Annotated in this window: 7 protein-coding genes and 2 pseudogenes; 8 read left to right on the top strand and 1 reads right to left on the bottom strand. The window is 68.4% G+C overall.

Annotated features, from left to right (window positions below; genetic code table 11):
* Positions 1-174: 174 nt before the first annotated feature.
* The 8 genes and pseudogenes from aceE to AB8998_RS12270 all read left to right on the top strand — a co-directional run bounded on the left by aceE (position 175) and on the right by AB8998_RS12270 (position 10858).
* Entirely contained in the window at positions 175-2964 is a 2790-nt protein-coding gene (aceE, locus tag AB8998_RS12305; RefSeq protein WP_369738219.1) for a pyruvate dehydrogenase (acetyl-transferring), homodimeric type, read from the top strand.
* A 51-nt stretch (positions 2965-3015) separates the two neighbouring features.
* Complete coding sequence (locus AB8998_RS12300; RefSeq protein ID WP_369738218.1) at positions 3016-4341, top strand: PucR family transcriptional regulator; 1326 nt, start codon at positions 3016-3018, stop codon at positions 4339-4341.
* A 158-nt stretch (positions 4342-4499) separates the two neighbouring features.
* Positions 4500-5407: pseudogene (locus AB8998_RS12295) on the top strand (ACP S-malonyltransferase).
* An 86-nt stretch (positions 5408-5493) separates the two neighbouring features.
* Positions 5494-5841 (top strand): meromycolate extension acyl carrier protein AcpM, encoded by a 348-nt coding sequence (gene acpM, locus AB8998_RS12290; protein WP_369741537.1) that lies wholly within the window; start codon positions 5494-5496, stop codon positions 5839-5841.
* On the top strand, positions 5838-7088 hold the full coding sequence (kasA, locus tag AB8998_RS12285; RefSeq protein ID WP_369738217.1) for a 3-oxoacyl-ACP synthase KasA: 1251 nt from the start codon (positions 5838-5840) through the stop codon (positions 7086-7088). The genes acpM and kasA overlap by 4 nt, the downstream gene beginning before the upstream one ends.
* Positions 7089-7171: 83 nt before the next feature.
* The gene (gene kasB, locus AB8998_RS12280) at positions 7172-8428 is read left to right on the top strand and encodes a 3-oxoacyl-ACP synthase KasB (protein WP_369738216.1); all 1257 of its coding nucleotides are present in this window, start codon (positions 7172-7174) and stop codon (positions 8426-8428) included.
* Between the two features lie 36 nt (positions 8429-8464).
* Complete coding sequence (locus AB8998_RS12275) at positions 8465-9886, top strand: acyl-CoA carboxylase subunit beta (protein WP_369738215.1); 1422 nt, start codon at positions 8465-8467, stop codon at positions 9884-9886.
* Between the two features lie 84 nt (positions 9887-9970).
* Positions 9971-10858: pseudogene (locus AB8998_RS12270) on the top strand (hypothetical protein).
* 61 nt (positions 10859-10919) lie between these two features.
* Here the strand turns inward: AB8998_RS12270 and AB8998_RS12265 are convergent.
* Positions 10920-13445, bottom strand: a complete 2526-nt coding sequence (locus tag AB8998_RS12265) for a cellulase family glycosylhydrolase (protein ID WP_369738214.1) — start codon at positions 13443-13445, stop codon at positions 10920-10922.
* Positions 13446-13565: the final 120 nt, after the last annotated feature.

Raw genomic sequence — 13565 nt, 5'->3', positions numbered from 1 at the left:
TTACCGGGTGACGACATTCGGCAACCTCCCGACGCACCGGATCGCCGGGCCGGGTGAACGTTGCGCGGCGGATGGACGGCGGGTTCCCGCCCCGAACGCCGGTGCGGCACGATAGGGAGACCAGGTGCGGTGCACCGCAAAGCCACACGTCCCGCAGAACACAGGAGCAGTGCGTTGACCACCGAGTTCGCGCGCCACGATCTGGCGAAAAACCCAAGCAGCGCAAGCGAACCCGACCGCGTTCGGGTGATCCGCGAAGGTGTGGCCTCCTACTTGCCCGACATCGACCCCGAGGAGACCTCGGAGTGGCTGGAGTCCTTTGACCAGCTGCTGGAGCGCTCGGGTCCGGCGCGGGCCCGCTACATCATGTTGCGGCTGCTGGAACGGGCCGGCGAGCAGCGGGTGGCCATCCCGGCGCTGACGTCCACCGACTACGTCAACACCATCCCGACCGAGCTGGAACCGTGGTTTCCCGGCGACGAGGACGTCGAGCGTCGCTACCGGGCGTGGATCAGGTGGAACGCGGCGATCATGGTGCACCGTGCCCAGCGTCCGGGAATCGGTGTGGGCGGCCACATTTCGACCTACGCGTCCTCGGCGGCGCTCTACGAGGTCGGGTTCAACCACTTCTTCCGCGGCAAGTCGCATCCCGGCGGCGGCGACCAGGTGTTCATCCAGGGCCACGCCTCCCCCGGGATCTACGCGCGCGCGTTTCTGGAGGGGCGCCTGACCGCCGACCAGCTCGACGGGTTCCGCCAGGAGCACAGCCACCCCGGCGGTGGGCTGCCATCCTATCCGCACCCGCGGCTGATGCCCGACTTCTGGGAGTTCCCGACGGTGTCGATGGGCCTGGGCCCGCTCAACGCCATCTATCAGGCGCGGTTCAATCACTACCTGCACGACCGGGGCATCAAGGACACCTCTGACCAGCACGTGTGGTGCTTTTTGGGCGACGGCGAGATGGACGAACCCGAGAGCCGCGGCCTGGCGCACGTCGGGGCGCTCGAGGGCCTGGACAACCTGACCTTCGTCATCAACTGCAACCTGCAGCGCCTCGACGGCCCGGTGCGCGGCAACGGCAAAATCATCCAGGAGCTGGAGTCGTTCTTCCGCGGCGCCGGCTGGAACGTCATCAAGGTGGTGTGGGGCCGCGAATGGGACGCGCTGCTGCACGCCGACCGCGACGGCGCGCTGGTGAACCTGATGAACACCACGCCCGACGGGGACTACCAGACTTACAAGGCCAACGACGGCGGGTACGTGCGGGACCACTTCTTCGGGCGTGACCCGCGCACCAAGGCGCTGGTGCAGAACATGAGCGACCAGGAGATCTGGAACCTCAAGCGCGGCGGTCACGACTACCGCAAGGTCTATGCCGCCTACCGCGCCGCCGTCGAGCACAAGGGCCAGCCGACGGTGATCCTGGCCAAGACCATCAAGGGCTACTCGCTGGGCGCGCACTTCCAGGGCCGCAACGCCACCCACCAGATGAAGAAGCTGGCGCTGGAAGACCTCAAGTGGTTCCGCGACTCCATGCGGATCCCGATCAGCGACGCCCAGCTCGACGAGGACCCCTACCTGCCGCCCTACTACCACCCCGGTTCCGACGCCCCCGAGATCCGCTACCTGCTCGACCGGCGCCGCACCCTGGGCGGATTCCTGCCGGAGCGCCGCACCAAGACCAAGGCGCTGCGGCTGCCCGGCCGCGAGACCTACGCCGCGCTGAAGAAGGGGTCCGGGAACCAGGAGGTCGCCACGACGATGGCGCTGGTGCGCACCTTCAAAGAGGTGATGCGCGACAAGGAAGTCGGGCCGCGGATCGTCCCGATCATTCCCGACGAGGCGCGCACGTTCGGCATGGACTCGTGGTTTCCGTCGTTGAAGATCTACAACCGGCTGGGCCAGCTTTACACCGCCGTGGACGCCGACCTGATGCTGGCCTACAAGGAGAGCGAAGTCGGGCAGATCCTGCACGAGGGCATCAACGAAGCGGGGTCGGTGGGGTCGTTCATCGCGGCCGGCACCTCGTATGCGACGCACAACGAGCCGATGATCCCGCTCTACATCTTTTATTCGATGTTCGGCTTCCAGCGCACCGGCGACGGCATGTGGGCCGCGGCCGACCAGATGACGCGCGGCTTCCTGCTGGGAGCCACTGCGGGCCGCACCACGCTGACCGGCGAGGGTCTGCAGCACGCCGACGGGCACTCGTTGCTGCTGGCCGCCACCAATCCCGCGGTGGTGTCTTACGACCCGGCGTTCGCCTACGAGATCGCCTACATCGTCGAAAGCGGGCTGGCCCGTATGTTCGGGCCGGACCCGGAGAACGTGTTCTTCTACATCACCGTCTACAACGAGCCCTACGTCCAGCCGCCCGAGCCGGACAACCTCGATCCCGAGGGCGTGCTGCGGGGCATCTACCGCTACCACACCGCCACCGAGCAGCGGGCCAACAAGGCCCACATCCTGGCCTCCGGGGTCGCCATGCCCGGGGCGCTGAAGGCGGCGGAGCTGCTGGCCGCCGAGTGGGACGTCGCCGCCGACGTGTGGTCGGTGACCAGCTGGGGCGAGCTCAACCGCGACGGCGTGGCCGTCGAGAAGGCCCGGCTGCTCCACCCCGACCGGCCCGCGAGCGTGCCCTACATCACCAAGGCGCTCGAGGGGGCCACCGGGCCGGTGGTCGCCGTGTCGGACTGGATGCGGGGGGTGCCCGAGCAGATCCGGCCGTGGGTGCCCAACACCTACGTGACGCTGGGCACCGACGGGTTCGGCTTCTCCGACACCCGCCCCGCCGCGCGGCGGTTTTTTAACACCGACGCCGAGTCGCAGGTGGTCGCGGTGCTCGAGGCGCTGGCGCGCGACGGCGAGATCGACCCGTCGGTGGCGGTCGCGGCTGCCCGGCAGTACCGCATCGACGACGTGCAGGCCGCCCCGGAACAGACGTCGGACCCCGGCGTGGCCTGAGGGCGCACCGCTTTGGCGGAAACTTCCTAAAAAAAGGCGTAGGTTTTAGGGGTGAACGACAACGCTTTCGCCGGTCCGTTTGCCAAGCATCCCCGGTCGCCCCTGGAGCTGCTGAACACCGTTCCCGACTCCGTGCTGCGCCGGTTGAAGCAGTACTCCGGCCGGCTGGCCACCGAGGCCGTCTCGGCCATGCAGGAGCGCTTGCCCTTCTTCGCCGAGCTGGAAGCGTCCCAGCGTGCCAGCGTGGCGCTGGTCGTGCAAACGGCGGTGGTCAACTTCGTGGAGTGGATGGGCGACCCGCACAGCAACGTCAGCTACACCGCGCAGGCCTTCGAGTTGGTACCCCAGGACCTGGCCCGGCGAATGCCGCTCCGCCACAGCGTGGACATGGTGCGGGTCACCATGGAGTTCTTCGAGGAGGTGGTGCCGCTGTTGGCCCGCTCCGAGGAGCAGCTGACCGCCCTCACGGTGGGGATCCTGAAGTACAGTCGCGACCTGGCGTTCACCGCCGCCACGGCCTACGCCGACGCGGCCGAGGCGCGCGGTACCTGGGACAGCCGCATGGAGGCCAGCGTCGTCGACGCGGTGGTGCGCGGGGACACCGGCCCCGAGTTGCTGTCCCGGGCGGCGGCGCTGAACTGGGACACCACCGCGCCGGCGACGGTGGTGGTCGGCACCCCCGCACCCGGTCGCGTCGACCCGGCCGGCACCGGCGATCCGGCCGGCAGCGAGCGCGCCAGCCAGGACGTCCGCGACATCGCCGCCCGGCACGGGCGGGCGGCGCTCACCGACGTGCACGGCACCTGGTTGGTGGCGGTCGTGTCCGGCCACTTGTCGCCGACCGATAAGTTCCTGACCGACCTGCTGAACGCGTTCTCCGACGGCCCGGTGGTCATCGGGCCGACGGCGCCCATGCTGACCGCGGCCTACCACAGCGCCAGCGAGGCCATCTCTGGAATGAACGCCGTCGCCGGCTGGAGCGGGGCGCCGCGGCCGGTGCAGGCACGAGAACTGCTGCCCGAGCGCGCCCTGATGGGCGACGCGTCGGCGATCGTGGCGCTGCACACCGACGTGATGGGACCGCTGGCCGACGCCGGGCCCACGCTGATCGAAACCCTCGAGGCCTACCTGGATTGTGGCGGGGCGATTGAGGCTTGTGCCAGGAAGTTGTTCGTTCATCCAAACACCGTGCGGTACCGGCTCAAGCGCATCACCGACTTCACCGGGCGCGATCCCACCCAGCCCAGGGACGCGTACGTGCTGCGCGTGGCGGCGACGGTGGGCCAGCTGAACTACCCCACCCATCCGGCCGGCGTAGCTGGCGGCGCCGTGACTCAGGTTCCGCTGCCGGTCCGGACCGGTGCGCCGCCGGCGTGAGCCCCCGGCGGGAGACAGTGACCCAAGCAACAGGTCTCGGAACGGTCTCGAACACATAGCTTCAAGAGCGGTTTTGTAGCCTCCATACAAAAACCTAAGACGAGGTTCATAATCTGTTACACCCGCCAAAACCGTTTCCACAGTGTTCTCTTAGACACGTGATCGCATTACTTGCGCCCGGGCAGGGTTCACAGACCGAGGGCATGCTGTTGCCGTGGCTCGAGCTGCCAGGCGCCGCCGACCAGATGGCCCTGTGGTCGAAGGCCAGCGGCCTGGATCTCGTGCGGCTGGGCACCAACGCCTCGACGAAGAGATCACCGACACCGCGGTCGCTCAGCCGTTGATCGTCGCGGCCACACTGCTGGCCCACCAGGAACTGACCACGCGCGGGCTGCTCGCCGGTGCGGAGTTCATCGTCGCCGGTCACTCCGTCGGCGAGATCGCGGCCTACGCGATCGCCGGGGTGATGGGCGCCGACGACGCCGTGTCGCTGGCCGCCACGCGGGGCGCCGAGATGGCCAAGGCGTGCGCCGCCGAGCCCACCGGCATGTCCGCGGTGCTTGGCGGTGACGAGGCCGAGGTTCTGGCCCGCCTCGAGCAGCTCGACCTGTTCCCGGCCAACCGCAACGCCGCGGGGCAGATCGTGGCCGCCGGCGCGCTGACCGCGCTGGAGAAGCTCGCCGAGGACCCGCCCGCCAAGGCCCGGGTCCGCGCCCTCGGGGTGGCCGGGGCGTTCCACACCAAGTACATGGCGTCGGCCCTCGACGGCTACGCCGCCGCGGCGGCCGCGATCGCGACCGCCGAGCCCACCGCCACGCTGCTGTCCAACCACGACGGGAAGCCGGTGACCTCGGCGGCCGCTGGGATGGACACGCTGGTCGCCCAGCTGACCCAGCCGGTGCGCTGGGACCTGTGCACGCAGACGCTGCGTGAGCACGACGTGCAGGCGGTCGTCGAGTTCCCGCCCGCGGGCACTCTGACCGGTATCGCCAAGCGTGAACTTCGGGGAGTCACGGTCCGCGCCGTCAAATCACCCGCAGACCTGGACGCGTTGGTGGAACTCTGAGGGCCGGCTCGTCCGGCTTCAAGGCCGCTGCAACCAGATAGCACGTCAATCCGATTACCACACAACACATTACGAAGGGAATGGCCGTGGCCGTTAGTCAAGAAGAAATCATCGCCGGTATTGCCGAGATCATCGAAGAGGTCACCGGCATCGAGCCGTCCGAGGTCACCCCGGAGAAGTCGTTCGTCGACGACCTGGACATCGACTCGCTGTCGATGGTCGAGATCGCCGTGCAGACCGAGGACAAGTACGGCGTGAAGATCCCCGACGAGGACCTCGCCGGTCTGCGTACCGTCGGTGACGTCGTCTCCTACATCCAGAAGCTCGAGGAAGAGAACCCCGAGGCCGCCGAGGCGCTGCGGGCCAAGCTCGAGTCGGAGAACCCCGAGGCCGTGGCCAACGTCCAGGCGAGGATGGAAGCGGACAGCAAGTGACCAAGCCTTCCACTGCTAATGGCGGTTACCCCAGCGTTGTGGTGACCGCCGTCACGGCGACGACTTCCATCGCGCCGGACATCGAAGGCACGTGGAAGGGTCTGTTGGCTGGCGAGAGCGGCATCCGCGTGCTCGAGGACGAGTTCGTCACGAAGTGGGATTTGCCCGTCAAGATCGGCGGCCACCTCAAGGAGCCGGTCGATGCCCAGATGGGCAGGCTGGACATGCGGCGCATGTCGTATGTCCAGCGCATGGGCAAGTTGCTGAGCGGACGCCTGTGGGAGTCCGCCGGCAACCCCGAGCTCGACCCCGACCGGTTCTCCGTCGTGGTCGGCACCGGCCTGGGCGGCGCGGAGCGGATCGTCGAGAGCTATGACCTGATGAACGAGGGCGGCCCCCGCAAGGTGTCCCCGCTCGCCGTTCAGATGATCATGCCCAACGGCGCCGCGGCGACCGTGGGGCTGCAGCTCGGGGCCCGCGCCGGGGTGATGACCCCGGTGTCGGCCTGCTCGTCGGGCTCCGAGGCGATCGCCCACGCGTGGCGCCAGATCGTCATGGGCGACGCGGACGTCGCCGTCTGCGGCGGCGTCGAGGGCCCCATCGAGGCGCTGCCGATCGCGGCGTTCTCGATGATGCGGGCCATGTCGACCCGCAACGACGAGCCCGAGCGTGCCTCGCGTCCGTTCGACAAGGACCGCGACGGCTTCGTCTTCGGCGAGGCCGGGGCGCTCATGCTGATCGAGACCGAAGAGCACGCCAAGGCCCGCGGCGCCAAGCCGCTGGCCCGGCTGCTCGGTGCCGGCATCACCTCGGACGCCTTCCACATGGTGGCGCCCGCGGCTGACGGCGTACGCGCCGGCCGGGCGATGACCCGGTCGATGGAGCTGGCGGGCTTGTCCCCCAAAGACATCGACCACGTCAACGCGCATGGCACCGCGACCCCGATCGGGGATGCCGCGGAGGCCAACGCCCTGCGGGTCGCCGGCTGCGAGCATGCGGCGGTCTATGCGCCCAAGTCGGCGCTGGGTCACTCCATCGGCGCGGTCGGTGCCCTCGAGTCGATTCTCACGGTATTGAGCCTTCGGGACGGCGTGATACCCCCAACCCTCAACTACGAGACCCCCGATCCCGAGATCGACCTGGATGTTGTCGCGGGCGAACCTCGCTATGGCGAGTTCCGTTACGCGATCAACAACTCCTTCGGGTTCGGCGGTCACAACGTGGCGCTCGCGTTCGGACGCTACTGAAACTGAATGGTGGTGACCCGCTTCACCCGGCCTCGCCGGGATTGTGATCACCACCAAGCACGAAAGGAAAGTTCGCAGGACCCATGACCGAGCTGGTTACCGGGAAAGCATTTCCCAATGTGGTCGTCACCGGAGTTGCCATGACGACCGCGCTGGCGCCTGACGCCGAGACCACGTGGAAGCTGTTGCAGGACAGCCAAAGTGGTATTCGCACGCTCGAGGACCCCTTTGTCGAGGAGTTCAACCTGCCCGTGCGCATCGGCGGGCACCTCGTAGAGGAGTTCGACAGCCAGCTGACCCGTGTCGAGTTGCGCCGCACGGGTTATCTGCAGAGGATGTCCACCATCCTGGGCCGCCGGGTGTGGGAGAACACCGGCAACCCGGAGGTCGACACCAACCGCTTGGCCGTCTCCATCGGCACCGGTCTGGGGTCGTCGGAGGAGATGGTCTTCAGTTACGACGACATGCGGGCCCGCGGCATCAAAGCGGTCTCGCCGTTGGGCGTGCAGAAGTACATGCCCAATGGTGCGGCCGCGGCGGTCGGCCTTGAGCGGCACGCCAAGGCCGGCGTGATGACGCCGGTGTCGGCGTGTGCGTCCGGGTGCGAGGCCATCGCGCGCGCCTGGCAGCAGATCGTGCTCGGCGAGGCCGACATGGCGATCTGCGGCGGCGTGGAGACCAGGATCGAGGCCGTGCCGATCGCGGCGTTCGCCGCGATGCGCATCGTGATGTCGACCAACAACGACGACCCGCCCGGGGCCTGCCGCCCCTTCGACCGCGACCGCGACGGCTTCGTGTTCGGCGAGGCCGGCGCGCTCATGACGATCGAGACCGAGGAACACGCCAAGGCGCGCGGAGCCAACATCCTGGCCCGCATCATGGGCGCCAGCATCACCTCCGACGGGTTCCACATGGTCGCCCCCGACCCCAACGGGGAACGCGCCGGGCACGCGATGACCCGGGCCATCCAACTGGCGGGCCTGACCCCCGCCGACATCGACCACGTCAACGCCCACGCCACCGGCACCCAGGTCGGCGACCTGGCCGAGAGCAAGGCCATCAACAACGCCCTGGGCAGCAGCAACCACGCTGCGGTGTATGCGCCCAAGGCCGCGCTGGGCCACTCGGTCGGCGCCGTGGGCGCCGTCGAGTCGATCCTGACCGTGCTCGCGCTGCGTGACCAGATCGTGCCCCCGACGCTGAACCTGGAAAACCTCGACCCCGAGATCGACCTGGACGTGGTGGCCGGCAAACCCCGGCCCGGCGAATACAACTACGCCATCAACAACTCGTTCGGGTTCGGCGGACACAACGTCGCGATCACGTTCGGGCGGTACTGACCTCCCTCGACGCATCACCGGAACAGGAGAAACGCGATGACAATCACGGCCCCCGAGGCGATTGGCGAGTCGCTCGACCCCCGCGACCCGCTGCTGCGTCTGAGCACGTTCTTCGACGACGGCAGCGTGCAGTTGCTGCACGAACGTGACCGCTCGGGCGTGCTCGCCGCCGCGGGGACCGTGAACGGCGTCCGCACCATCGGCTTCTGCACCGACGGCACCGTCATGGGCGGCGCGATGGGTGTCGAGGGCTGCGCGCACATCGTCAACGCCTACGACACCGCCATCGAGGAGCAGAGCCCGATCGTGGGCATCTGGCACTCCGGCGGGGCGCGGCTGGCCGAGGGCGTGCGGGCGCTGCACGGGGTCGGCCAGGTGTTCGAGGCCATGATCCGGGCGTCGGGCTACATCCCGCAGGTCTCGGTGGTCGTCGGCTTCGCCGCCGGCGGTGCCGCCTACGGGCCCGCGCTCACCGACGTCATCGTGATGGCGCCGGAGAGCCGGGTGTTCGTCACCGGGCCCGACGTGGTGCGCAGCGTCACCGGCGAGGACGTCGACATGGCCTCGCTCGGCGGACCGGACACCCACCACAAGAAGTCCGGGGTGTGCCACATCGTCGCCGACGACGAGCTCGACGCCTACGAGCGCGGCCGCCGGCTCGTCGGGTTGTTCTGCCAGCAGGGCCATTTCGACCGCGGCAGCGCCGAGGCCGGGGACACCGACATCAAGGCGTTGCTGCCCGAATCGCCCCGGCGGGCCTACGACGTGCACCCGATCGTGGCCGCCGTGCTGGATGCGGACACGCCGTTCGACGAGTTCCAGGCCAAGTGGGCGCCCTCGATGGTGGTCGGGCTGGGCCGGTTGTCGGGCCGCACCGTCGGCGTGCTGGCCAATAACCCGCTGCGCCTCGGCGGCTGCCTGAATTCCGAAAGCGCCGAGAAGGCAGCGCGTTTCGTGCGCCTGTGCGATGCGTTCGGCATTCCACTCGTGGTGATCGTCGACGTGCCCGGCTACCTGCCGGGGGTCGACCAGGAGTGGGGCGGCGTGGTGCGCCGCGGCGCCAAGCTGCTCCACGCGTTCGGCGAGGCCACGGTGCCGCGCGTCACGCTGGTCACCCGCAAGATCTACGGCGGGGCCTACATCGCGATGAACTCCCGCTCGCTGGGCGCCACCAAGGTGTTCGCCTGGCCCGACGCCGAGGTCGCGGTGATGGGCGCCAAAGCCGCGGTGGGGATCCTGCACAAGCGCAAGCTGGCCGCCGCGCCCGAGCACGAACGCGAGGCGCTGCACAACCAGTTGGCCGACGAGCACGAGCGGATCGCCGGCGGGGTGGACAGCGCCATCGAGATCGGCGTGGTCGACGAGAAGATCGACCCGTCGCACACCCGCAGCAAGCTCACCGAGGCGCTCGCCCAGGCACCGGCACGGCGTGGCCGCCACAAGAACATCCCGCTGTAGGTCACCTCTTTACCGCGAGCAGACGCAGAGTGTTATCCCCAGCGGTGACTGGCCCGGGCGCGGCAGCCTGCGCATGATCGCGCGGTGCACACCGACACGCTCGAGGTCCTCGCTGAAGCCGGTGGGTTTGCGACAACCGCACAACTGTTGAGGGTCGTGAACCGTCGGCAACTCGACGTTCAAGTCAAGACCGGCGGACTTGTCCGCGTATGGTATGGCATCTACGCCGCCCAGGAACCCAAATCTGTTGGGGCGCTTGGCAGCACTCGACGTCTTTATGGGTGGGCATGCGGTTGCCTGCCTGGGCACCGCCGCCGCGCTGCACGGGTTCGACACGGAAAACACGACTACCGTCCACGTTCTCGATCCGGGGGTACGGATGCGTCCGACGGTCGGTCTGATGGTCCACACCAACGCAAGGGTGCAGCGCTGCAGCGGGTGGCGGACCGTCTGGCGACCACGCCCGCATGGACCGCCGTGGAAGTCGCACGGCAGTTGCGACGTCCACGACTGGCGACACTCGATGCGGTGTTGCGCCCAATGGGGTTCACCCACGATGACATTGCCCGCGCTCTCGCTGAGCAGCGAGGTCGGCGAGGCATCGTCGCTGTGCGCGCCCTTCTGCCGCTCGCCGACGGGCGGGCGGAGTCGGCGATGGAAAGCGAGGCCCGACTCGTCATGATCGACGGCGGGCTGCCGCGTCCGGAGCTCCAGTACCTGATTCGTGGCCGCGACGACGAGATGTGGCGCGTCGACTTTGCATGGCCGCAGGCACATGTGGCCGCCGAATACGAAAGCATCGCCTGGCATGCTGGGCGGAACGAGATGCTGCGCGACAAAAGGAGGCTGGCAAGCCTGCAAGAGGTTGGCTGGACGGTCATCCCCATCGTCGCCGATGACGTACGGCGCGCACCCGACCGCGTGGTCACTCGGATCGCGGGCCACCTCAACCGCGCACGCATACCCGGCTGAGTACGGCGAGCAGACGCAGAATCGCAAACGGAAAGCCTTCCGCGTGCGATTCTGCGTCTGCTCAGCCACCCGGGGTCACCGGGCTCACGACGACCTTGACGGTGTCGGCACCGGCGTCTGAGGCGATGACGAGTTGGGCGGCGTCAGGGGCCGAGACGACCTGCCCGCCGGTGACCGCCACCGTATACCCGCCGGGGAACTCCACCTGCGGCACCGAGATGGTGGTATTCGAACCGGCGGCGAAGTCGCCGAGACCGTCGGCCTTGGCAGTCGAGTAGGTGAAGTCGAAGACCCCGTTGACGAACGACCACGACTCCGGCGTGCCCGAAATCACCTGCGGGTACGGCTGCGAAAGGGTGTCCAGCGTGGCGGTATTGACGTTGGCACCGGTCAACGGCTCGGAGAGGTTGTTGATCAACCATTCCGTGCTGGGCGAGCCGGTGATGTCGTTCTGCCCGGTGAGGGCCCACTCCGCCCACCCCACCAGGTTCTTGTCGGCAACCCCCATCACGGCAGCGATGTTCGACTGGACGTTGGTCGCCCCGAATTCGGTCATCAATGCCGGGATGCCCTGGCCGTGCGCGTACTGCACGGCGTTCGTCGCGATCTGACCGATGTCGGGAATGCACCCCACGGGGCCCAGCATGAACTGGCAGTAGTCGTGGAACGACAGGGCGGTGTTCGGGACGTCGACCGTGCCCAGGTGGACGGGCGAGCCGAATTCGGCGGTGATGCTGGGATCGTAGAAGATCGTGGTGTTCGGGTCGACGGCCCGGATCGCCATCGCCGTCTGGTCATAGAACGGCGTCAGCTGTTGCTGCTCGAAGAACGGGTCGCCCAGCACCGCCAGCGGCCACTGCGCGCCCGGCTCCGGCTCGTTCATGATTTCGATTCCGGCCACATCCGGGTTGCCGTTGAAGTTGTTTGCCACATACTCCGCCATCTGGGCGTAGTTGTCCTCCAGACCGATGCCGTTGGGGGCAGCGGCGTTGGACCAGAACGCATCCCAGGCATGCAACTCGGCCGGGTCGAGAAATTCGTTGGCCGGGAAAGGTAGCTGCGGGTTGGGCAGCCCGCCGGTCTGGGTCGCCCACACCGGCATTCCCTCGCCGCCGAACGTGCTGCTGTAGGCGTCCTGGTGCAGGTCGATGATCGTGTAGATGCCGTTGTTGCCCAGGGTCTTCACCGTCTGGTCGATCGAGTCGAGATAGGCGGCGTTGTACACACCGGGCTCCGGTTCCAGGTCGGACCAGATGATGCCCAGCCGCACCACGTTGTAGCCGTGGTCGGCCAAATACTGCGCATCGGCATTGTCGAAGCCCAGCGCGGACGGCTCACCGGGGGGGAGCTTGTCGACGAGGTTGAACCCGTGCAGTTCGACGACCTGGCCGTCGCTGTTGGTCAGCCACACCCCGGTGGTCCCGATCGTCAGCAGGTCGCTGTTGGCTATCTGAGACGAGGTGATGCCGCCCGGAGCGGTGACGCCGCCCGTGGAGACGCCGGTCAGAGTGCCGAAATCACCGACCATCCCGTGCGCACCGAACAGACCGCCGTTACCACCGGCGCCGCCCAGCGCGGGTAATACCGTCGAGGACACATCCGCCCCGCTGTTGCCGCCCGCGCCGCCGCCACCGCCGCTGGCGAACAACCCGAAAGCGCTGCCGCCATCGCCTCCGGCACCGCCGGCGGCACCGGTACCACCGTCACCACCGGCGCCACCAAGACCGCCGAAACCGGCCAGCCAGTCCGCACCGGCCCCGCCCGCGCCACCGGGACCACCGGCCCCACCGGCGGCACCCGCGCCGCCCTCGCCCCCGACGCCGCCGTTACCGATCAACAAGCCCCCGGCGCCCCCGACACCACCGATCCCGCCGGCCCCACCGTTGACGCCGGCCACACCGTCGGCGCCCAAGCCGCCCGGACCGCCATCACCGATCAGCAATCCGCCGGCCCCGCCGGCCCCACCGGCACCGCCGTCCACGCCGGCCCCGCCGAGACCGCCATTACCGATGAGCCCGGCAGAACCGCCGGCCGCCCCGATGCCGTGATCGACACCGGCCACGCCGGAAGCCCCGGCGCCCCCGTTCCCGAACAGGAACCCGCCGTCGCCGAGATTGCCGAACTGCCCCGAGCCGCCGAACACCGAATCGTTGGGCCCGCTGAATCCGTTGACGCCGTTACCGATCAGGTCCCGCCCGAACAAGAAGACCGTCGGCCCGTTGACGGCCGGATCCACCGTCTGGCCCACCGGGCCGGTGAGGTAATCCTGACCCGCCGCATTCAACGCGACATCGAGCTGATTGCTCACCTCGACCAACGTCGAATTCAGTTGCGCCCCAGCGGCCGTCGCGTCCGCAGTCGCCACACCGAGATCAGCGGTCAGCACACCGGCGTCGACCGCGCCGGCATCCAGGGCACCCGCTACTCCCGTACCGACCGCATTCACCAACGGATCGATGATCAGATCCAGGACATCGGCACGCGCCGAGGGCATTCCCACCCCCGGGGTCATCGCCGCCACCGCCAACGCACCCGTTACCGCCCCAACGCCGGCCACCCGGACCGCGCCCCGCCGCCGAGCATTCACCACACACCTCCGTGACGTCGCAGCAACCCACACCACAGTGCGTACTCACAGCCAGATGCAATCAGATTCACCGAAACACAATTCGGCGCACAAATCCACCAGTTTCTGATTCGATCCGGG

This window comes from Mycobacterium sp. HUMS_12744610 (assembly GCF_041206865.1).
GTDB lineage: Bacteria > Actinomycetota > Actinomycetes > Mycobacteriales > Mycobacteriaceae > Mycobacterium > Mycobacterium servetii.
Note: the sequence above shows the minus strand (reverse complement) of the source record. Positions and strands in the feature narration are given on the sequence as shown.